The 19,794-nt window shown below is 64.4% G+C and carries 20 protein-coding genes; 8 read left to right on the top strand and 12 right to left on the bottom strand.

Annotated elements, in window-relative coordinates; all coding sequences use genetic code 11:
* Nucleotides 1–112 precede the first annotated feature (112 nt).
* Nucleotides 113–1,132, top strand: a complete 1,020-nt coding sequence (gene benC / locus B7P44_RS21270; RefSeq protein ID WP_084907999.1) for a benzoate 1,2-dioxygenase electron transfer component BenC — start codon at nt 113–115, stop codon at nt 1,130–1,132.
* Nucleotides 1,129–1,920: a 1,6-dihydroxycyclohexa-2,4-diene-1-carboxylate dehydrogenase gene (locus B7P44_RS21265; RefSeq protein ID WP_084907998.1), complete on the top strand. Its 792-nt coding sequence runs from the start codon at nt 1,129–1,131 to the stop codon at nt 1,918–1,920. The genes benC and B7P44_RS21265 overlap by 4 nt, the downstream gene beginning before the upstream one ends.
* An 88-nt stretch (nt 1,921–2,008) precedes the next feature.
* Here the strand turns inward: B7P44_RS21265 and B7P44_RS21260 are convergent, their stop codons facing one another.
* Together B7P44_RS21260 and B7P44_RS21255 are read right to left on the bottom strand one after the other, a co-directional pair.
* A complete protein-coding gene (locus B7P44_RS21260) occupies nt 2,009–2,254 on the bottom strand; it encodes a DUF3717 domain-containing protein (RefSeq protein WP_084907997.1) in 246 nt (81 codons plus the stop codon).
* Between the two features lie 163 nt (nt 2,255–2,417).
* Nucleotides 2,418–3,959, bottom strand: coding sequence for an amino acid permease (locus B7P44_RS21255; RefSeq protein WP_084907995.1), 1,542 nt, complete (start codon nt 3,957–3,959; stop codon nt 2,418–2,420).
* Between the two features lie 521 nt (nt 3,960–4,480).
* On the opposite strand from B7P44_RS21255, the gene B7P44_RS21250 reads away from it, so the two are divergent.
* The 3 genes from B7P44_RS21250 (at nt 4,481) to argG (ending at nt 8,847) form a co-directional block, all read left to right on the top strand.
* Complete coding sequence (locus tag B7P44_RS21250) at nt 4,481–6,016, top strand: sensor domain-containing diguanylate cyclase (RefSeq protein ID WP_084907994.1); 1,536 nt, start codon at nt 4,481–4,483, stop codon at nt 6,014–6,016.
* Between the two features lie 142 nt (nt 6,017–6,158).
* Nucleotides 6,159–7,229 carry an FUSC family protein gene (locus B7P44_RS21245; protein WP_084907992.1) on the top strand — a complete coding sequence of 357 codons (1,071 nt, stop codon included), beginning with the start codon at nt 6,159–6,161 and terminating at the stop codon, nt 7,227–7,229.
* Nucleotides 7,230–7,512: 283 nt separating this feature from the next.
* Complete coding sequence (argG, locus tag B7P44_RS21240) at nt 7,513–8,847, top strand: argininosuccinate synthase (protein WP_084907991.1); 1,335 nt, start codon at nt 7,513–7,515, stop codon at nt 8,845–8,847.
* A 61-nt stretch (nt 8,848–8,908) separates the two neighbouring features.
* On the opposite strand, the gene B7P44_RS21235 is transcribed toward argG, so the two are convergent.
* From B7P44_RS21235 to B7P44_RS37375, 3 genes are read right to left on the bottom strand one after another with little or no spacing between them, the layout of a single operon-like run.
* Complete coding sequence (locus B7P44_RS21235; protein ID WP_084907989.1) at nt 8,909–9,241, bottom strand: colicin immunity protein; 333 nt, start codon at nt 9,239–9,241, stop codon at nt 8,909–8,911.
* A complete protein-coding gene (locus B7P44_RS21230) occupies nt 9,241–9,747 on the bottom strand; it encodes an endonuclease V (RefSeq protein WP_084907988.1) in 507 nt (168 codons plus the stop codon). The genes B7P44_RS21235 and B7P44_RS21230 overlap by 1 nt, the downstream gene beginning before the upstream one ends.
* Nucleotides 9,748–9,762: 15 nt before the next feature.
* The gene (locus B7P44_RS37375) at nt 9,763–9,984 is read right to left on the bottom strand and encodes a hypothetical protein (protein WP_084907986.1); all 222 of its coding nucleotides are present in this window, start codon (nt 9,982–9,984) and stop codon (nt 9,763–9,765) included.
* A gap of 101 nt (nt 9,985–10,085) precedes the next feature.
* On the opposite strand from B7P44_RS37375, the gene B7P44_RS21220 reads away from it, so the two are divergent.
* Complete coding sequence (locus B7P44_RS21220) at nt 10,086–10,442, top strand: SH3 domain-containing protein (RefSeq protein WP_231716804.1); 357 nt, start codon at nt 10,086–10,088, stop codon at nt 10,440–10,442.
* A 43-nt stretch (nt 10,443–10,485) separates the two neighbouring features.
* On the opposite strand, the gene B7P44_RS21215 is transcribed toward B7P44_RS21220, so the two are convergent.
* The 5 genes from B7P44_RS21215 to B7P44_RS21200 all read right to left on the bottom strand — a co-directional run bounded on the left by B7P44_RS21215 (nt 10,486) and on the right by B7P44_RS21200 (nt 16,176).
* Complete coding sequence (locus tag B7P44_RS21215) at nt 10,486–11,106, bottom strand: Imm5 family immunity protein (protein WP_084907981.1); 621 nt, start codon at nt 11,104–11,106, stop codon at nt 10,486–10,488.
* An 11-nt stretch (nt 11,107–11,117) separates the two neighbouring features.
* On the bottom strand, nt 11,118–11,408 hold the full coding sequence (locus B7P44_RS21210; RefSeq protein ID WP_205128723.1) for a hypothetical protein: 291 nt from the start codon (nt 11,406–11,408) through the stop codon (nt 11,118–11,120).
* Between the two features lie 82 nt (nt 11,409–11,490).
* On the bottom strand, nt 11,491–11,793 hold the full coding sequence (locus B7P44_RS36545) for a hypothetical protein (protein WP_133117868.1): 303 nt from the start codon (nt 11,791–11,793) through the stop codon (nt 11,491–11,493).
* 64 nt (nt 11,794–11,857) lie between these two features.
* Nucleotides 11,858–14,740: a tetratricopeptide repeat protein gene (locus B7P44_RS21205; protein ID WP_231716803.1), complete on the bottom strand. Its 2,883-nt coding sequence runs from the start codon at nt 14,738–14,740 to the stop codon at nt 11,858–11,860.
* A 53-nt stretch (nt 14,741–14,793) separates the two neighbouring features.
* Complete coding sequence (locus B7P44_RS21200) at nt 14,794–16,176, bottom strand: hypothetical protein (RefSeq protein ID WP_133117867.1); 1,383 nt, start codon at nt 16,174–16,176, stop codon at nt 14,794–14,796.
* Between B7P44_RS21200 and B7P44_RS36540 the strand changes: the two genes are divergently transcribed.
* Nucleotides 16,166–16,534: a hypothetical protein gene (locus B7P44_RS36540; protein ID WP_133117866.1), complete on the top strand. Its 369-nt coding sequence runs from the start codon at nt 16,166–16,168 to the stop codon at nt 16,532–16,534. The genes B7P44_RS21200 and B7P44_RS36540 overlap by 11 nt on opposite strands.
* Nucleotides 16,535–16,658: 124 nt before the next feature.
* On the top strand, nt 16,659–17,153 hold the full coding sequence (locus B7P44_RS21195; protein ID WP_084907975.1) for a nucleoside/nucleotide kinase family protein: 495 nt from the start codon (nt 16,659–16,661) through the stop codon (nt 17,151–17,153).
* Between the two features lie 106 nt (nt 17,154–17,259).
* Here the strand turns inward: B7P44_RS21195 and B7P44_RS21190 are convergent, their stop codons facing one another.
* Nucleotides 17,260–17,847 carry a hypothetical protein gene (locus tag B7P44_RS21190; RefSeq protein ID WP_231716802.1) on the bottom strand — a complete coding sequence of 196 codons (588 nt, stop codon included), beginning with the start codon at nt 17,845–17,847 and terminating at the stop codon, nt 17,260–17,262.
* Nucleotides 17,848–18,004: 157 nt separating this feature from the next.
* Nucleotides 18,005–19,765 carry a ShlB/FhaC/HecB family hemolysin secretion/activation protein gene (locus B7P44_RS21185; protein ID WP_084907973.1) on the bottom strand — a complete coding sequence of 587 codons (1,761 nt, stop codon included), beginning with the start codon at nt 19,763–19,765 and terminating at the stop codon, nt 18,005–18,007.
* Nucleotides 19,766–19,794: the final 29 nt, after the last annotated feature.

The raw sequence follows: 19,794 nt of genomic DNA, 5'->3' as shown, positions 1-19,794 counted from the left end.
GATTGCCTTTCTGGGGCCCCGAGTAAGCGCTAAAGCGCCAACTCGGGCCGACTATCAGGCATGGGACCCGAGTAAGCGCTGAAGCGCTGACTCGGGTCGACACGAGACGATCATGGAACACACCATCGCGCTTCAATTCGAAGACGGCGTGACCCGCTTCATCGCGTGCCGCGACGGCGAAAAGCTGTCCGACGCCGCGTACCGCCAGCAGATCAACATCCCGCTCGACTGCCGCGACGGCGCATGCGGCACCTGCCGCTGTCATTGCGAATCGGGCCGCTACGACCTGCCCGAGGCGAGCTACATCGAAGATGCGCTGACCGCCGACGAAGCGTCGCAAGGCTACGTGCTCGCGTGCCAGACGCGCCCGCGCGGCGACTGCGTGATCCGCGTGCCGGCGTCGTCGACCGCCTGCAAGACCGGCGCCGCGCGCCACGAAGGCACGCTCGCGGCGGTCGACCGGCTGTCGGACTCGACGATCCATTTCGCGATCGACCTCGACGCGCCCGACCAGCTCGGCTTCCTCGCCGGGCAATACGTGAACGTCGAGATTCCCGGCACGACGTCGTCGCGCTCGTATTCGTTCAGCTCGCAGCCGGGTGCGTCGCGCGTGTCGTTCATCGTGCGCAACGTGCCCGGCGGCCGGATGAGCGGCTATCTCGCGCAGGACGCCGCGCCCGGCCAGCGGATCGCGTTCTCCGGGCCGCACGGCAGCTTCTATCTGCGCGACGCGGCGCGGCCCGCGCTGTTCCTCGCGGGCGGCACCGGCATCGCGCCGTTCCTGTCGATGCTCGACGTCTGCGCGGCGCGCACGAACGCGCAGGCGGTGCGGATGGTGTACGGCGTGACGAACGACGCCGACCTCGTCGCGCTCGACCAGCTCGACGACGTCACGCGCCGCCTGCCCGGCTTCGAATACCGGACCTGCGTCGCCGACGCCGGCAGCGCGCATCCGCGCAAGGGCTACGTCACCGCGCACGTCGATCCGGCGTGGCTCAACGACGGCGACGTCGACCTCTACCTGTGCGGCCCGGTGCCGATGGTCGACGCGGTGCAGGCGTGGCTGCGCGAGTGCAGCGTGACGCCGGCCAACCTGTATTTCGAAAAATTCTCGTCGAGCAACGCCGCATGAACGCGCCCCATCCGAACCGCTTCGCGGACAAGGTCGTCGTCGTCACCGGCGCGGGCCAGGGAATCGGCCGCGGCGTCGCGCTGCGCGCCGCGCAGGAAGGCGCGGCGCTCGTGCTCGTCGACCGCGCGCCGACCGTGCGCGACGTCGCGGCCGATATTGAAAAGGAAGGCGGCCGCGCAATTGCCGTGCTCGCCGATCTGGAAACGGCCGAAGGCGCCGCGCAGATGGCGCAGGCCGCGCTCGACGCGTTCGGCCGGATCGACGTGCTGGTCAACAACGTCGGCGGCACGATCTGGGCGAAGCCGTTCGACGCGTACGAGCCGCGCCAGATCGAGGCGGAGATCCGCCGCTCGCTGTTCCCGACACTGTGGTGCTGCCACGCGGTGCTGCCGGGGATGATCGCGCGCAAGCGCGGCGCGATCGTCAACGTGTCGTCGATCGCGACGCGCAGCATCCACCGGATTCCGTACGCGGCCGCGAAAGGCGGCGTCAACGCGCTGACCGCGAGCCTCGCGTTCGAGCAGGCGCACCACGGCATCCGCGTGAACGCGGTCGCGACCGGCGGCACCGAAGCGCCGCCGCGCATCGTGCCGCGCAATACCGAGCCGCCGAGCGAACAGGAGACGCGCTGGTATCAGGCGATCGTCGACCAGACGGTCGCGTCGAGCCCGATGCATCGCTACGGCACGATCGACGAGCAGGTCGGCGCGATCCTGTTCCTCGCGTCGGACGAGGCGTCGTACATCACCGGGTCGGTGCTGCCGGTGGGGGGCGGGGACCAGGGGTGACGCCCGCTGTCCGCTTCCGCGCACAAAAAAACGGGAAGCCCGCAGGCTTCCCGTTCATTCGTTCATGCGCCGGTCGGCAGCCCCGTGCTCAGACTTCCGTCGCAAACAGCGCATCGCGCTGATCGGCGTTCAGCGTATCGAGCGGCACGCTCGTCTGCTGGTAGCAGATCATCGCGCCATAGAGTTCCGCGAGACAGTCGCTGCCGGCATCGAGCGCGTAGCCGTCCTCGCCGTCCGGAGCCGGCGGGTACACTTCGCGCCACGCATTGATCGCGGCCTCGATTCGCACGATGGACACGGCGTCGGCCGTCCGCTCGGCAGGTGATGCGCTCATGAATTCCTCTTGATTGCGCGTCCCGCGCGCCGTGATGGGTCGGGCAATATAACCGGCTTTGACCCCGGACCGAAAGATACCCGCGAAAAAAAACGGGAAGCGCGAGGCTTCCCCGCGGTTTCCCGTTTTGTCGCCGGCGTGCGGCGCTACCGCGCCGCGCGCATCACGCGGCGGTTTCCGGCGTCGACACCGGCTGCATGCTCCGCTGCCCGTCCCGGTTCGCGTCCACCCACGGCGCGATCTCCATGTCCTCGAAGCGGACGAAGCGGCTCTTGTTGATGAGCCGGTAGCCCGCCCACACCACGAGGAACAGCGGGATGCCGACGTAGGTCGCGACGACGCTCATCCAGTCGATCCTGTTCGCGAGGAACGCCTGGTAGTCCTGGCCGAGCGCGATCACGATGCACAGCACGAACGCGAACAGCGGCCCGAACGGGAACCACTTCGACTCGTACGGCAGCTGGTCGAGCGCATAGCCCTGCGCGACGTAGCCCTTGCGGAACCGGTAATGGCTGACCGCGATGCCGAGCCACGCGATGAAGCCCGTCATCCCCGACGTGTTCAGCAGCCACATGTAGACCGTCTTGTCGCCGTACAGCGAGGTCAGGAAGCACAGCGCGCCGACCGCCGTCGTCGCGTACAGCGCATTGCGCGGCACGCCGCCCGGCGACAGCTTCGCGAACAGCTTCGGCGCGCGGCCTTCGGTCGCGAGGGTGTACAGCATCCGCGTCGACGCGTACATCCCCGAGTTGCCGGCCGACAGCACCGCGGTCAGGATCACCGCATTCATCACGCCCGCCGCGAACGCGAGGCCTGCATGACGGAACACCAGCGTGAACGGGCTCACGCCGATGTCGGTCACGTCGCTCTTCAGCAGGTTCGGGTCGGTGTAAGGGACCAGCACGCCGATCACGAAGATCGCGAGCACGTAGAACAGCAGGATCCGCCAGAACACCTGGCGCACCGCGCGCGGGATCGTCGTGCGCGGGTTCTCCGATTCGCCGGCCGCGACGCCGATCAGCTCGGTGCCCTGGAACGAGAAGCCCGCGATCATCGCGACGCCCATCATCGCCGGCAGGCCGCCCGCGAACGGCGCGTCGCCGATCGTGAGGTTGCTCCAGCCGTTGTGCGGCGCGCCCTTCAGAATGCCGAAGATCATCAGCAGGCCGACGCCGATGAACGCGAGCACGGTCACGACCTTGATCAGCGCGAACCAGTATTCGGCCTCGCCGAAGCCGCGCACGGTAAGCGCGTTGAGCAGGAACATCACGGCGAGGAACGCCGCACTCCACCAGACCCCGGGCACGTCAGGGAACCAGTAGTGCATCACGAGCTGCGCGGCCACCAGTTCGACCGCGATCGTCACCGCCCAGTTGTACCAGTAGTTCCAGCCGAGCGCGAAGCCGAAGCCCTCGTCGACGTACTTCGCGCCGTAGGTCGCGAACGAGCCCGACACCGGCATGAACGCCGCCATCTCGCCGAGGCTCGTCATCAGGAAATAGACCATCAGGCCGATCAGCATGTACGCGACCATCGCGCCGCCGGGGCCGGCCTGCGAGATCGACGCGCCGGACGCGACGAACAGGCCGGTGCCGATCGAGCCGCCGATCGCGATCATCGTCAGGTGGCGCGCCTTCAGCGCGCGGTGAAGCTTGGGTGGGTTCGCGGACGAACCGGGTTGGTCGGGATTCGGAAGTGCGGACATAAAACGGACGAACGTTGAGCGGGCCGGCGCCCGTGCGAAATCGAGGCGCAATGCGCCCCCTGGCCTGCATTCGATGCAGCCCCCGGCTGCGCGTCGCGCGCCGGGGACCTGCGGCGAAGCGCGGATTCTACCTGATTCGTCAGGGGGACAGCGCACGCGGCGCACATCCGGCGCAACACGCGGCCTTTGCAGAATCAAGGAGTTGGAGGCTGCCCGCGGCCGGCACGGCCGATCGCCGCCCGATCCGAAACCGACAGAATGTCAATTAATCAGAAAATAATACAAACAGATTCCGAATAATCAGACAAAATGACGGCTTGCGAGAGGCTGATTCAAATCAGATTGCCACTGCGGGCCTGGTAAGGTAATGACAGGTAACCGGGTCGGATTGCATTTAAAGCATGAACGGATTTGACGAGATGGCAAGAATGTCAAAGTTCGCGAGATAATATGAATTATCTTGAAATAATCGTGCGGAATCATCTGAACCATGCATCTTCCGCCGCCTTACGCCCGCCAGGATGATGCAACTCCCGCTGCTGCCCGCGTTGCGCCGCCACATCTCGTCGACGGCCGCATGGATTTTGTCGCCCGCCGGCGTCATCGTCCTGGGCGTCGTCCTGCTGTTGTTCAGCTGGAGCTTGTGCGCGTCGTTCTTGATCGACACCCGCCGCGACGCCTACCGTCATGCGATCGAAAACGCCCGCAACCTGATGCTGCTCATCGAGCGCGACATCGCCCGGAATATCGAGCTGTACGATCTGTCGCTGCAGAACGTCGTCGACGGCGTCGCCGATCCGGCCGTGATGGCGCTGCCGCCGTCCATGCGTAACCGGGTGCTGTTCGACCGCGCGGCGACCGGCACTTATCTCGGCTCGATTTTCGTGATGGACCCGCAGGGCAACATCGTGATCGATTCCCGCGCGGGGCAAGCCCGGCAAGGCAACTTTGCCGACCGCGACTATTTCATCGCGCAGCGCGACGGGCCGAACCACGGCCTGTACATCAGCAAGCCTTACGCGTCCCGGCTGCGCAACGGCGCGCTGACGATCGCGCTCAGCCGCCGGATCGAACGACCCGACGGCTCGTTCGGCGGCATCGTCGTCGGCACGCTGAGCATCGACTACTTCCGCGCGCTGCTCGACGGTATCGCGGTCGGCAAGCGGGGCACCGCGGCGATCATCGAGGACAACGGCGCGCTCGTGTGCCGCCTGCCGTTCGACCCGGCCCTCGTCGGCCGCGACCTGCACACCGGACCGTTGTTCATCGCGGCGATGGCGCATCACGAAGGCGTGCTGAACGGCACGGCCGCTATCGACGGCGTGCGGCGCTACTTCGTATACCGGCACCTGACCGGCCTGCCGCTGATCGTCAACGTCGCGCCCGCCGAGGACGACATCTATGCGCCGTGGCGCGAGCGCGCGATCTGGATCGGGGTGCTGATGGCCGCCTTCACCGCGATCATCGCGGCGGGCTCGCTGCTGCTGTCGCGCGAGCTGAAGCGCCGGCAGGTCGCCGAAGCGAAGCTGTACCGCCTCGCGCATACGGACGCGCTGACCGGCCTCGACAACCGCGGCCGGTTCGACGCCGTGCTTGCGCAGGAAGCGCAGCGCGCGACCCGCAGCGGCCGGCCGCTGTCCGTGCTGTTCATCGACGTCGACCACTTCAAGTCGTTCAACGACTACTACGGCCACCAGGCGGGCGACAACGTGCTGCGCCAGGTCGCGCAGTGCGCGTTGCGCTGCCTGCGGCGCCCGAGCGATCACGTCGCGCGCTACGGCGGCGAGGAATTCGTGGTCACGCTGCCCGACACCGATGTGCGCGGCGCGGCGACCGTCGCGGAAGCGATCCGCCGCGCGATCGCCGGGCTCGACGTCGAACACGTGATGAGCCCCTACGGGCTCGTGACCGTCAGCATCGGCACCGCGACCACCACGCGCGAGCGCGCGCTGAGCGCCGCGACGCTGCTGAAGCTCGCCGACGAAGCGCTGTACGAGGCGAAATCCAGCGGGCGCAACCGCGTGTGGGACACCGCGCGAAGCCGGACCGCAGCGTGACGGGCGGCCCGCCGCCCGCATCCCGACGTGGACAGCCTGCGCGCGTTGGGCTAGCGTTACGTCTCCGATCGCAGCCGCAATATCGCGCCGGACGCCGGCCGGGCTTGGGTCGGCGCGCTCGTTCGTCACCTCGCTTTCCGTCATGACCACCCTGCCCCACACCCGGCTGCCGGCACTCATCCGCAACACGCTCCGTCCGCTGCTGGACCCGTATCGTCGTTACCGGCACGCGAAGCTGATCCACGCCGCGCGCGTCGCGCTCGCGATCCTCGTGTCGATCGGCCTGTCCACCAGCCTGCGGATTCCGCACGGCGAATGGTCGACGATCACCGTGCTGATCGTCGTCGGCGGCCTGCAGCATCACGGCAACATCCGCAAGAAGGCCGCCGAGCGCGCGCTCGGCACGTCGATCGGCGCGCTCGCCGGGCTGCTGCTGATCCTGCTGCACTCGGCCGTCCATGCGCCGCTCGCGATCTACGCGGTCATGGCGATCGCCTGCGGATTCTGCGCGTATCACGCGATCGGCAAGGCCGGCTATATCGCGCTGCTGTCGGCGATCACGATGGTGATCGTCGCCGGGCACGGCGACAACGAGATCGTCGACGGCCTGTGGCGCGCGGTGAACGTGCTGGTCGGCATCATGATCGCGCTGGCGTTCTCGTTCGCGTTGCCGCTCTACGCGACCTACTCGTGGCGCTACAAGCTCGCCGACGCGCTGCGCGCCTGCGCCGCCGTGCACGCGCGGATCGTGGGCGACCGGCAGGTCAGCGACGAAGCGCACCTGAAGGAGATGGCCGCGCTCAGCGCGCTGCTCGTGCAGCTGCGTTCGCTGATGCCGTCCGTGTCGAAGGAATGCGAGATCTCGATGCAGCAGCTCGAGGCGATCCAGCGCAACCTGCGGCTCTGCATCAGCTACCTCGAGATCCTCGCGAGCGTGCTGCCGGCCCGCGACGATACGGCCGCCCGTGAATACATGCGCGTCGCGATGAAGGCGATGAACCGGAACATCCGCGACCGGCTGGTCGGCGCGAGCCGCGCGCTGAAGTTCGGCACGCCGAGCCGGCTCGGCGGCACGCGGCGGCGCCCGGACGCGCCGCACGACGCGCCGCCGCCGCAACTCTCCGGGTATGTGTCGATTTCGGCGAAGCTGGCCGGGGAAGTGGATCAGTTGCGGGAGCGGCTGCTGGATACCGCGCGGTCGTGGAATATCTGAGACCGGACTGCAGCTGCGGAGCGTTGACGTTGGCGTTGACGCACCCGTTTGGTGCATTGGCGCCTGCATGCGCCGGGCGCCGGCCGTCCGCCACCGGTCCGGCCCTTGAACTGGCGTCGAGCTGTGCGCTGCCACGGGGCCCCTCGGCGGCGCACAAGGCCGCTGCGGCAGGCCGGGCGCGGCTGCCGGCCCGAAATCACCCCTTGCCCCAAGTTCCCGGACAGCCGATACTCGCATATTCCGCGAAATACAACCCCTCCGGACTTCAATCCACGGTATTCCTATGAGCACGATTCTCGAAAGCCTCCCGACCGGCCAGAAGGTTGGTATCGCCTTCTCCGGCGGCCTGGACACCAGCGCCGCGCTGCACTGGATGAAACTCAAGGGCGCCGTCCCGTACGCGTACACGGCGAACCTCGGCCAGCCCGACGAAGACGATTACGATTCGATCCCGCAGCGCGCGATCGAGTACGGTGCGGCAGGCGCTCGACTGATCGACTGCCGGGCGCAGCTCGTGGCCGAGGGCATCGCGGCGCTGCAGAGCGGCGCGTTCCACATCACGACGGCCGGCGTCACGTACTTCAACACGACGCCGATCGGCCGCGCAGTGACGGGCACGATGCTGGTCGCCGCGATGAAGGAAGACGGCGTCAACATCTGGGGCGACGGCAGCACGTACAAGGGCAACGACATCGAGCGCTTCTACCGCTACGGCCTGCTCGTGAACCCGGACCTGAAGATCTACAAGCCGTGGCTCGACCAGACCTTCATCGACGAGCTCGGCGGCCGCGCGGAAATGTCCGAATTCATGCGCCAGGCGGGCTTCGCATACAAGATGTCGGCGGAGAAGGCGTATTCGACCGACTCGAACCTGCTCGGCGCGACGCACGAGGCGAAGGATCTGGAAAGCCTCGAGAGCGGCATCAAGATCGTGAACCCGATCATGGGCGTCGCGTTCTGGCGCGATGACGTGAAGATCGCCGCGGAAGAAGTGACGGTGCGGTTCGAGGCGGGCCAGCCGGTCGCGCTGAACGGCGTCGAGTTCAAGGACCAGGTCGAGCTGCTGCTCGAGGCGAACCGCATCGGCGGCCGTCACGGGCTCGGGATGAGCGACCAGATCGAGAACCGGATCATCGAGGCGAAGAGCCGCGGGATTTATGAAGCTCCGGGGCTCGCGCTGCTTTATATCGCTTATGAGCGTCTCGTGACCGGCATCCACAACGAAGACACGATCGAGCAGTACCGCGAGAATGGTCGTCGTCTCGGCCGCCTGCTGTATCAGGGCCGCTGGTTCGACCCGCAGGCGATCATGCTGCGTGAAACGGCGCAGCGCTGGGTCGCGCGCGCGGTCACCGGCGAAGTGAAGATCGAACTGCGTCGCGGGAACGATTATTCGATTCTCAGCACGAAGTCGCCGAACCTCACGTATCACCCGGAGCGTCTGTCGATGGAGAAGGTCGCGTCGACGTTCTCGCCGAAGGATCGGATCGGGCAGTTGACGATGCGCAATCTCGACATCACCGATACGCGCGACAAGCTGCGTGTTTATACGCAGGTCGGGCTGCTGGCTGCGGGTGAATCGTCGGCGCTGCCGCAGATCAAGAACGACGAGAAGTAAGTCGTTTCATTCGCTCGCGGGCCGTTTTGATTTATGAGGCGGCCGCGAGCGGATGGGATCGTCACCAGCCGCTCAGGCGCGGCGCCGTGAGGATGAAGACATCGTGTCTCGCGCGCTCGGCACGAATGAACTGAATCGCGGCCAGGTTGTTTTTCTCTGATGTATGAGCATCGATGGGCGGGTCGATCCCGTCCCAGATGCAATCCACTCTCGCCTCGAATCCGGGCGAGTGCCAGACTCCCCCTTCCACGCGGGCAATCACCCTACCCCGTTCTGCCGCTTGTTCGCAGACTGCGATTGCGGCGTCGGCGGTCAGTTTCATCACGATGCTTCCGTTCAATGCGGAGAAGTCGGCCGGAGAGTCGTAGCGGCGTTGATGATCGATATCCGCCATTACAAGTCAGCCGGATCCCGAGAGAGCCTGTCCGCCGCCTTGATCAAATCCGGAATTCTAAATTTCCCACTCATTTTAATAATATTATTCTTCGCTGATTCCAAATCAATCCCCGCAGCGGTGACAAATAGCGGCTTCGAACTATCTCCGCGTAGTATTTCTGCATCTTCTGGGGTTCCGAGGAATTTCGTCTTTGCAACCCCAATTACCGGAACCTTGCCGTCAAGGTGCTGCCACAACCTCATGCCGAGCCCTGGACGCTCATCGGCGCCAAGCGTCACATAGCCATCGACGACGATGCATTCAAGCGGATATTCAACATGCTTCAACAACTCGAGGATGCACGGCAACTCTCGCAAATAGAACTTACCGGGAATGTAGCTCGTCAGACCATCTACCTTAGCGGTCAGCCTCTCGATCACCACATTGCTTTCCCAAGATTCGAAAATCACACCTGCGGCACACGCGCTGTCGCCGGAGTAGCACACATCAGTAATTAAAATCACATTACCTCACGCCAATCAAAAAAAATCCTGACAATTCCGAGGCGACCGCGAGCGGCTCATAGCGTCACCGCTCAGGTGCTTTGTCCTGAGCGCGTCGAGATCATCAACGCTGGGACGATGCGCCAACTGCACCTGCCAGAACTGGTCAATCGAGAAACGATTTGTTTGCCGCTCCACCAGTGCGATCGCGTCACCGGGTTGAATGGTCCCCGGGCAAATCACGCGGTAGTACCTCATGATCCAGTTCGCCGATTTTCGAGGAGAACGGCTTATGCTACTCGGATGAGCGAGTCGCGGCGCCGGTCAACTCCACTTACGGATGAATGCAAGAGATCACCATGAACTACGTCGTCACCAAACCGCATCGAAGTGAGTATCCGAATCCCATCTGCGTCAAAAAGGGCGATCCGTTCGTCATTGGCGAGAAGTACCAAGGCCCCGAGGGCTGGGACGACTGGTTTTTCTGCACCACGCCCGGTCAGGCGGGTGGCTGGGTGCCGCTGCAAGTTATCGACAGACTCCCCGACGGCACAGGCCGTGCGCTGGAAGACTACACGGCTCGGGAACTGGATGTGGATACCGGCGAAATGCTGATCGGGTCCAGGACATTGAATGGATGGGTCTGGTGCGAACGCCTGTCTCGCGACGAAGCGGGATGGGTTCCGTTGCGGAATCTGCAGGCTGACGCGGAGTGAGAGGGGTGCCGGCGAAGTCCATCGTGTGACGTTTTGTCCGGGACTACGAGGCAACTCCAGGCACAAGGACTTCCCACGCGAGCGGAATCGCCTGCTCCAGATACCATCGCCAGTAGGCTCGACGACGCTCCATTCCGCCTTTGCCCTCCCAAATCGCACTACCCGAAGCGGCCAGCGAACCGTAGAAGCTCGCATCCCATTCGTCGGGCGGCACGTTTAGCTCGTTCTCCCCAACCAGATCGAAGTTGGTATCGTACAGAACCGTGTTGATCGCCGAGAACACTGCCATTCCGGCATATGTCGAAACATAAGCCGCCTCTCCGTGCTCGAGCAGGTCAACCACCTTCACGTGAAAGTCTCCGCATTCCTGTTGCAGCCGATCCAGCGGGTATTTTCCTGAAAGTGCCATCAAGCCTTTCGCCACCATCGCCCGTGCTTCTGCCACGACATCCCGGTAAGGATCGATCCGCTCTAGCACCTCCATCGCGCATACGATCGCGAGCCGCGCGCGGCGCAGATACCCGGCATCGACATGCTCGGCAGAGGACAATGCTTCGATGAGTTGAAGCATCTTTCTTCGCTCGGTCGCGGGGAGCTCACCATTTCGATCGATCAGGCTCGATGCGTCGGCGATCGCGGCTGCCAGTTGTCGAGGAATGGCCATATGTATCAAGTTCAGTTCGCCGGTTGCTGAAACATCACCGGCAGCTCACGTTGCAGTGCGATGACGACGAGCGCATGAATGCGATCCAGCACGTAATCGCCATTGACGTCGAGGAACGATTCGAACGCGTTCCGCGGCACGACGCCCCGCCTTGCCGCCACACTCACCTGCCACTCGGAAGCAAACGGAAGCGACGCCATCTGCCGCATGCACTCGCCGATTTCTTCGAGTTCCAGCTTCAGTCGTTTGCATACTGTAGCGACACAAGTCGTCGAAATCCGCGTATGAGCCGACTTCGACACCGTCTATTTCGTCACCGTCATCAAAGACGCAACGATAGAGTCCCATCAGCGGCTCTCTCGAAAGATGTGGCGTCGCATGGCGTCATCGATTCAGCACCAGCGGATACCATTGATGATCCGCCAGTTCGTCGGGCTGCACGCAACGCGAGAAGGTATGCCGGTCGCGAGTGGCCGAGGACACGTCGCGTGATTCGCCGGGTTCGTTCCATTCGGATTCACAATCCTCGCAGAAGACAAAGAGAGAATGACCATCCTTCTCGACAGCCACCAGGACTCTGCCCTGCCCGCAGACCGGACACGATTCGTTTACAACCGCGCAATGCACATAAGCCATGGTCAAAGCGCCCTGGACACTCACTATTTCGCAGTCCGACAAACCATCCATTCCACTCCCTGCCGATACAGCTGATTTCTCGGTTCACGCGCATACGACGCAGGGCCACTCCACCTCAACGCACCGTCGCGACCAGATTCGCGCCGATATCCGCGGCCCGCCGCTTCTCGTCGTCTCCCAATCGCTGCGCAACCCGCTCTTCGATGATCGCCGTCGCGGCGCCATACTTCCGGAATTCGGGTACGGCATCAAAACTCCTGCGAGCCCGTGCAATCCACGCGGCACCGAGCGCCCTGTCTCTCGGTACGCCATTGCCGACCAGAAACCGCATGCCGACGGCGTACTGCATGAAAGGATCCCCCAACAGGGCCACACTCAGGCACGACAGGCCATCCCAGCTGCGATCGGCAGCACCGCTCCACAGGGTCGAGGTCGCATCGGCAGGCACCAGCCATCGCGTCTCGTTGGGCGGAAGCCGCAGTTCGTCTCCCGCCGCCACGCCGCGCAACGCAAGCGCGATCTCCGACACCTCCGAGCCGCGTCCGGCAGCGCGCCGGTGCCAGTCCAGCGCGGTTGCCTCGTCGCGCCGCACACCCGCTCCGGTTTCGTACAACAACGCAAGATCGCTTTCAGCCCACTGCGACCCGGCGCTCGCCGCCTTTTCAATCCAGGCATGGGCCTCGGCCAGGTCGCGCCCCACGCCGCGACCGTAGAGATACGCGATACCCGCCATCCGCTTCGCCTCGGCGCTCTCCGGCGCGGCACGCAGCGCCCATGAAAACGCTTCGTATTCGTCGGTTCGCCCTCCCAAGCCGACCGACAGATGCCAGGCGAGCGACGCCTGGGCAGACACATCACCCTGTTCCGCCGCCCGGCGAAACCAGTACATTGCGGCATCGAAATCCACCGGCACGCCGTCGCCCAGATCGTACGCATCGCCCAGCATCGACTGATAGGTCCGCTCGCCGCGATCGGCGAGCTTCCACTGCCAATAGGCGCGTTCGTCGGCTGCAACAAGGTTGACGGCGGCTGATGCAAGCACGCGCATCGCACCGACATTGCCTTTGTCTGCGGCCATTCGGCACCAGCGCGTTGCTTCGGGTCGCCGACTCGACTTGCTGCCTTCGTCCGCATACGTGGCACACAGCCAGGCCTGTGACGCCGGGTCGCCCAGTTTCGCGCCACGCGAAAACCAGTCGAGCGCGGCCTTCGGATCGGGCCCGCCCGATTTGCCGCGCCAGTATGCATAGCCGAGCGCGGAATAAGCCTCGGGAACCTGCCGGCTCGCGAGCGCCTCCAGCCATTGAAGGCCCGTCTTGCCGGCATGGGACATCCGCTGTTCGGCCAGATAGGCGCCCAGCCACACGCCGGCGGTCGGGTCGCCGGCGTCCGCCGCAAGCTTCAGGTAGTGCAGCGCGGCTTGCTCGTCGCGTGGCACCGCGGTACCGGCCAGATACTGAAAGCCGATCCACCGTGCTGTCTCGACATTGCCGCGATCCGCGGCAAACCGGAGCCATTGCATCGCGCGCGGTCGATCCACCGGCGTGCCCTGGCCCTGCCATGCCATGTTCGCGGCCATCAATGCCGCGGCAACGCTGCCGCGCTCCGCGCCGCGGCTGGCAAGCTGAAACGCCTTGTGAAAATTCGCGGGCTCCCCTTCGCCGCGAAACGCATAACGGGCGAGATTGAGCGACGCGATCCCATAGCCTTGTGCGTCGGCCTTTTCATACCATGCCCTGGCAGCGGCGCGGTCCGGCTTCGTACCGGTGCCGTTCTCCAGCATCACGCCGAGATCGTTCTGGGCGACGACCAGCCCCGCATCCGCGGCGCCCTGCATCCAGCCAAGCGCCGCCTCGAGGTCGACCGGGCCGCCGCGACCGTCGCGATAGTCGTTCGAGAGCGCGAAACGCGCCCACGTGTCGCCGCCGATGGCCGCTTCCTGATACCAGACGCGCGCCTTGGCATCGTCCCGCGCGACGCCTGTTCCGCTTTCGTACAGTTCGCCGAGCCTGCGCTGCGCATACACGGAGCCACGCTCGGCCGCGGCCGACATCAGGCTGAAGCCTCGATGCTCGTCCCGCGGCCGGCCGATGCCCGTCAGATAGAGATTGCCCAGCGCCACCCACGCGTCGACGTTGTCCTGTGCGGCAGCCATGCGCAACCACGCCGCCCCTTTGTCGGCGTCCCGCGGCACGCCATCGCCGCGCACGAGCATCAAGCCGAGAAGGACCTGCGCACTCGCATCGCCGCCTGCCGCGCCTCGCGACAGCCAGGCCGCCGCGACAGCGGGATCGCGCGACACCCCGCGCCCGGTCAGGGCGAGCTTCCCCGCATTGGTTGCGCCGTTGACGGACCCTCCGTCGGCTGCCGCAACGAAGTACCGGTAGGCGGCGACATCGTCGACCGGCTGCCCCTGCCCGTTTGCGCTCATCTGGCCGAGCAGGTTCGCCGACTCGGCGTCGCCGTCGCGCGCCGCCGACGCGAAAAGCGCCTGCGCTCGTGCATAGTCCTGCGGCAACACGGCGCCATCGCGATAAAGATTGCCGAGCGCCCGCCGTGCCAGCACCGAACCGTCGCCCGCGGCCGACATCAGGATCGCCTCGCCCCGAGCCAGGTCCGGCCGGGCGGCGTAGCCGTACAGCATCATCTCGCCGTAAATGGCCCTGGCAGTCAGGTTGCCGGCCGCCGCTTCCTTCCTGCAGGTGTCGCGCCGCGCCTCAGGCTTGTCGAGCGGCGAAACACTCCAGGACGGGCCTCTCATCGTCAGCACGCAAGGCGTCGTGTCGTCGACGAGCGGCAGCGGAAATGCCTGCGTCGTCGCGCCATCCATACGCGGCATCAGCGGCACCGCCGGGACAGCCTCGGGCCACCCTGCCAACGCGGCAATCAACCCGACGACGCCAACCGACCGCTTCAACGCATGACGAACGCACTCGGTGGGTTGACGGCCCGCCGTCGCGCCGCCTGCCAACGCGCTGCCCCCGACAGGATCATCCACGCATGACGCTCGCGCATTCGTACGCATGCGCGGTCGATGTTCACCCGTCACCGTCATGGCTTCACGATCGTGACGTTCTTGATGACGACGTCGGTCCGCCCTTCTTCGCCGTCGAACGCCCTGCTCAGCGTGACGCCGTAATCGCTCAGCCAGGTGGCGCGGACACGGGTCGTCGTGCCGTCCTTCCCGATCTCGCTGCACGCCAGGTCGACGGCATCCCCCGTCAATGTGTGAAAGATCGTCGACGCCGGCACCGTCATTCCGACTTCACAGCGCCTCGACAATTCACCCTTGCGCGACGGCTGAGGAATGGGTATCTCGATCCGCTTTCCCTTCACCATCGGCTGGTTCGCGATCGCGATTGCCGTGTCGTCCTTCAGCGTACGGAGCATGGTCGTGTCGCTCCCCACGCTCTGGTAAAACATGTCCGCAATGCCGAAGCTCAACGTGAAGTCCGACCATGTCGTCTTTCCGGACTTGTCTTGCGACGTCACGAGCTCGGCAACGACACCGTTATTGCGCCGATTGACATAGGTATCGGTGATCAGAAAGGCGGCTTCCGGCGCCGACTTGTTCACCCACTCCGCATCCACGATCAAACGCGAAAAGGGCAACGGACGGCTGCCGTCGGGCGGCAGGCGACGCCGGATGGAATCCGGCAGGCGGCGCTCGTCGAACACGTCGTCCAGGTATGCGGCCGGATCGCCGAGCACGCTTTCGCTTGCCTGCTTGCCGCCACCGATCCTCTTGAAGAATTCGTAGGTTGCGCGCCGCCGCTGCGGCTCCGGCAGCGCGACCACTGCGTCGATGAGGAACGCGAACAACGCGCAATTATCCGATTCGTGGCCCTTCGAAAGCGATTCAGGCAACGCCACTGAATTGAGGCGCGCGTCCGCATCGAGCAATTCGGCTACGGTGTAATGCTCTTCCACGCCGGCCTGCCCAGATCGTTGCGTCAAGATGACCTCGATCATCTCCAGCGCGCTCCGGAGTCCTTTCGGTGAAAGGGTTTTCGCGAGCCCCCCAAGATCGTCTCGTCCCGGCTGCTTTATCTTGCAGTCGTCCCGAGACTCGCTTGCGACTACTTTCATCGATCGCAACATCTTCAACCGGTTCTCCGAAGAAAACGTGACGCTCCCCAGCGGATTGGGGCTAGCGTCGAGTGTGCTCAGATTTGCGCTAAATTCCGGAACTAGCGCGATCTTGATCAACCACTGCACGAGGATGCGCCCGTTTTCGGAATCCGGATCCACCTCGAGGCCCGTAACAAATGCACGAGCCCGCGCGCCAAGCTGCGCCATGGCAGCGTCCGGGATGGCAGGAGTGGACGACGCAGGCGCCGGCGACTGCGCTTGCCCGCTTTGTGCGCCGAGTCCATATGCCGTTGCCGTTGCAAGCAACAACAACGCCCCGCAGAGTCCAGCCTTGATGTTCATGTTTATTGAAATCCAATTGCATGTGAACGAACAGATCGCGCTTTCGAATGTGGCGTCTGCCTGGAAATTCAGGAATGAGGGTCCTGCATGGCGTCTTGCTCAACGCCGCCCTTGGCGGAATTCACCGGATCGGATTCGTGCGCGTGACCTGAATGACGAGCGTCCGCGTGCCGATGCCGGCGGAGACTGCCCGACACGACAACGAACCTGCCGTGGCCAGGCAAAAGAAGAACAGGCGCAGGCCCCTGGCGCCTGCGCGCCGATTCGCGTTGCGGCGTGCCATCGTCTGGTCATGCGCGCGGCTGCGTCGGCCGCGCGCCCCTCGGTTGTTTGGTCGTGTGGTTTGTTGTTGCTTTGATGCTTTTTAAACTTCTGCTGAACTCTAACGGCGCCGGACGAATTTTCTTTAGGGATGTTTACTGAAAATATTTCTTTCGGAATTCACACCCCTATAATTACCTTTTGCTTACAGCACATCACTCATGCCCCCCCTGACCGTCATCCACCTGAACGGCCCGATCAACAGCGGCAAAACAACGATCGGCGTCGCGCTCGCGCACATGCTGCCCGACGCCCGCTTCATCGACGGCGACGATCACGACGCCCCTGAGGACGCGCCATTCGACGTGCAATGGGCAATCGCACTGGAGCGCATCGTTCGCTGCATCGCGGATGAGCGCAAACGTTTTCTGGTCATCGCGTATCCGATCGGCGACGTGGAGTTCGAACGGCTGCGCGCCGCGTGCGACGCACGTTCGGCGCGTCTGTTCGTCGTGACGCTGGCGCCGCCGGAAACGGTCGCAATGTCGGACCGGGGCGAGCGCGCGCTGACGGATTGGGAGCGGGAAAGAATCGCGGAGATGTATCGCGAGGGTTACGCGTCGCGGCCGTTCAGCGATTGTCTGGTCGATACATCACGGTTGTCGGCGCAAGGGTGCGCGGCGGATATCGCACGACGCGTTGCCGCGCCGGACTGATGAACGCGGCCGAACGCACAAGCGAGGAAGGTCGTTTGCGCGCGGCCGAGGCCCGTTCATTTGAAGCCGGGGCGTGACACGCGCGCCACCGCAGCTTCCTCTTCCCCTATTTCCTCAGGCGCACGACGTAGATGCCGGGATCTTGCGCGCTGACGCTCAAGGAATAGTTCGGCGGATTCACATACGATGCGCCCTGGACCAGCGGCTTATAGACCGTAGGCCCGCCCGAGTGGTCCGCAAGCTCGATCACGGGCGGGTTCGGGTTGGGAACGATGCTGGTCGTGAAATTCAGCGTCAGTGTCGACGACGTCATCGAATGAAGATCGCCCTGGGGGACCTCGATACCATAGATATAGTCTCCGGTCGCGCCAGCCGACGACGGGTCCATCTTGCCCAGGCACACAGTCAGGTCGCTCGTGATGCCCTGCGCTGGCGTCTTGATCGTCAGCGTCGCGATGCCATCGTCAGTCGTCAGGTTGATGTTCGCGTTCGAGATGCTGCTTTTCGTGATCTGCAGCCTCTTGTAGCCGGACGTGCAGGGGGCAAGGGCTGTCGAGCTCGAGGTGGTTTGCGAGGTCGACCCGGTCGAGCTGCTGGTTGCCGAGCTTCCGCCACCGCCGTCCCCGCCGCCACATGCGGCCAGCAGTACGACCGCCCCCATCATGCTCGCCAGAGCAAGTTGTTTATTCATCATTTTCCCTCTTAATTGTTAAATACACCTAACAGACAACATCACTTCGCCTGATCGACTTGGCTTCAATCGCCCGGCGTGATCCGTGCATAAAAGCGCGGCAGCGACTCCCGCCGCACAAAGTGTCCAGACCCGAGGGAACCGGACACGATCAAACCGCCTAGAACTGTGCAGTCACCTGGAATCCAAGCGTGACACGCGCAGTCGGGAAACCGGACGGCTTGTAGACCGGCGTGCCCGCAAAGAGGTCATACGCATACGCACCGAAACGCGTGCCGACGCTGCCCTTGACGCCGATCACCGCACCGGCCAGTTGCGTGCCGACGAGCGCGATCGGCTGCGGTCCCCATACGCGGCCGTAATCCAGCCCTGCATACACCGCTTGTCCAGTCTGGCCGATCGGCATCTGCAGTTCGTTGCGCCAGTAGAGCCCGCGCGCCGCCGCCAGCATCGTTTCGCCATCGAAGCCGCGTACCGTGTAGCGGCTGCCGATCGTCAGGTCATCGATGTAGTACAGCGTGTTTCCGGTGTATTGGCCGTGGAACGTTCCCACGTAGCGGAACGGCTGCTTGCCGATCGCGAACGGCACCGACAGGTTCGCGTCGAGCACGGCCATCTTGAAGCGATAGGTCGGGCCACCGACTGCCGCCAGTGTGTCGGCCTGCGCACCGAACCCGCCTACGCCCTGACGATACGCAAGCGAGCCGTCGAACTGCGCACCGTCGAAGTAATGGCGGTCGGTCAGGCCGATTTCGATGATCGTGTTGTTGCGGCGCTGCTGCGAAATTTCCGTGTCCTCGATGAAGCTCTGGCCGAAACGGCGCGACAGCCGGAAATACCCGCCGAGCACGTCGTTCTGGCTGCGCGCGAGCACACGGGCCAGTTTGAAATCGACCGTCTTCGAATTGCCGCTTGCGACGAACGTCTGGTTCACGCCGGCAATCTGCTGATAGTAGCTGTTCGTGTACGCGGACAGCGTGGCGGTCCAGTAGCCCCATGGAATCGAATAGAAACCGTTCCAGCCGTGCGAGCCCAGGCGCTTGTCGCCGAACTCGAGGTCCTGGCTGACGCCGATATTGAAGATGTCGTTCAGGCCGAGCGGGTTGTCGATGCCGACCGACAGGTTGCCTTGCAGCTTGCCCGTGGCGCGCGTGCCGGCGTTGTCGATCGATGCGACGACCGTCCACGGCTTGCCGCGCTTCACATCGAGCACCACGTCGCTTTCACCCGGCAGGTCGGCCGGAACGATTTGCATCGAGACATCCTGGCTCGATACGCGTTTCATTTGCTCCAGACCTTGTTCGAGGTCGCGCAGGTTCAGCAGTTCGCCGTCGCCGGTCGGGAATGCGGTTTTCCATGTGCCGCGCAGCTTTTCATCGGCGAAGCGCACATGACGGATTACGCCGGGAATCAGCGAGAGTTTGAGCGCGCCGCTCGACAGGTCTTGCTCGGGGACGAGCACGCGCGTGGTGACGTAGCCGCGCGCCAGAATGGCCTGAGACAGCCCCTTGACCAGCACGTCGACGCCTTGCTTGCCGACGCATTGCCCGGCGTAGTGGCTCAGCCATTCGCGTGCGAACGCGAAGCGATCCATCGGCAGCGCGGACGCGCCTTGAGCCTTCGCTGTGTCAGGCAACGAACTTGGCACCTCGAGCGAGAAGCGGTCGATGCGGAAGCACGGCGTTTCAGTGGGAAGCGCCGGATACGCTTCGATGTGCGGCACTTCCGAGCGCACCGAGGGCGCGTGTACGGTCGCGTCGCGCTGTTGTGCGTCGCGTTGCTGCTGTGCCTGTCGGTCCTGTTCTGCGTTCGCCCTAGCGGCGGCGGCTTGGTCGGCAGGTGTCGGCGCCTGTTGGGCCTGTACCCCGAGCGATACCAAGGCTGCGATCGGCAGAGCCGCCAGCCGGTTAGTTATTTTCATTTGTTACTTATCCCTGATTCTGCCTGTGT

This window comes from Burkholderia ubonensis subsp. mesacidophila (assembly GCF_002097715.1).
Lineage (GTDB): Bacteria > Pseudomonadota > Gammaproteobacteria > Burkholderiales > Burkholderiaceae > Burkholderia > Burkholderia mesacidophila.
The sequence above is the reverse complement of the archived record's forward strand: the minus strand, read 5'-3'. Positions and strand labels throughout refer to the sequence as shown.

What these genes read in the sequence shown, in the direction of transcription:
- B7P44_RS21255 (WP_084907995.1), bottom strand. Translation starts at nt 3,959, where the DNA reads ATGTCCGCACTTCCGAATCCCGACCAACCCGGTTCGTCCGCGAACCCA.
- B7P44_RS21220 (WP_231716804.1), top strand. Translation starts at nt 10,086, where the DNA reads ATGAACTACGTCGTCACCAAACCGCATCGAAGTGAGTATCCGAATCCC.
- B7P44_RS21195 (WP_084907975.1), top strand. Translation starts at nt 16,659, where the DNA reads ATGCCCCCCCTGACCGTCATCCACCTGAACGGCCCGATCAACAGCGGC.
- B7P44_RS21260 (WP_084907997.1), bottom strand. Translation starts at nt 2,254, where the DNA reads ATGAGCGCATCACCTGCCGAGCGGACGGCCGACGCCGTGTCCATCGTG.
- B7P44_RS21245 (WP_084907992.1), top strand. Translation starts at nt 6,159, where the DNA reads ATGACCACCCTGCCCCACACCCGGCTGCCGGCACTCATCCGCAACACG.
- B7P44_RS21235 (WP_084907989.1), bottom strand. Translation starts at nt 9,241, where the DNA reads ATGGCGGATATCGATCATCAACGCCGCTACGACTCTCCGGCCGACTTC.
- B7P44_RS37375 (WP_084907986.1), bottom strand. Translation starts at nt 9,984, where the DNA reads ATGAGGTACTACCGCGTGATTTGCCCGGGGACCATTCAACCCGGTGAC.
- benC (WP_084907999.1), top strand. Translation starts at nt 113, where the DNA reads ATGGAACACACCATCGCGCTTCAATTCGAAGACGGCGTGACCCGCTTC.
- B7P44_RS36545 (WP_133117868.1), bottom strand. Translation starts at nt 11,793, where the DNA reads ATGGATGGTTTGTCGGACTGCGAAATAGTGAGTGTCCAGGGCGCTTTG.
- B7P44_RS21200 (WP_133117867.1), bottom strand. Translation starts at nt 16,176, where the DNA reads ATGAACATCAAGGCTGGACTCTGCGGGGCGTTGTTGTTGCTTGCAACG.
- B7P44_RS21215 (WP_084907981.1), bottom strand. Translation starts at nt 11,106, where the DNA reads ATGGCCATTCCTCGACAACTGGCAGCCGCGATCGCCGACGCATCGAGC.
- B7P44_RS21265 (WP_084907998.1), top strand. Translation starts at nt 1,129, where the DNA reads ATGAACGCGCCCCATCCGAACCGCTTCGCGGACAAGGTCGTCGTCGTC.
- B7P44_RS21190 (WP_231716802.1), bottom strand. Translation starts at nt 17,847, where the DNA reads ATGATGAATAAACAACTTGCTCTGGCGAGCATGATGGGGGCGGTCGTA.
- argG (WP_084907991.1), top strand. Translation starts at nt 7,513, where the DNA reads ATGAGCACGATTCTCGAAAGCCTCCCGACCGGCCAGAAGGTTGGTATC.
- B7P44_RS21185 (WP_084907973.1), bottom strand. Translation starts at nt 19,765, where the DNA reads ATGAAAATAACTAACCGGCTGGCGGCTCTGCCGATCGCAGCCTTGGTA.
- B7P44_RS21250 (WP_084907994.1), top strand. Translation starts at nt 4,481, where the DNA reads ATGATGCAACTCCCGCTGCTGCCCGCGTTGCGCCGCCACATCTCGTCG.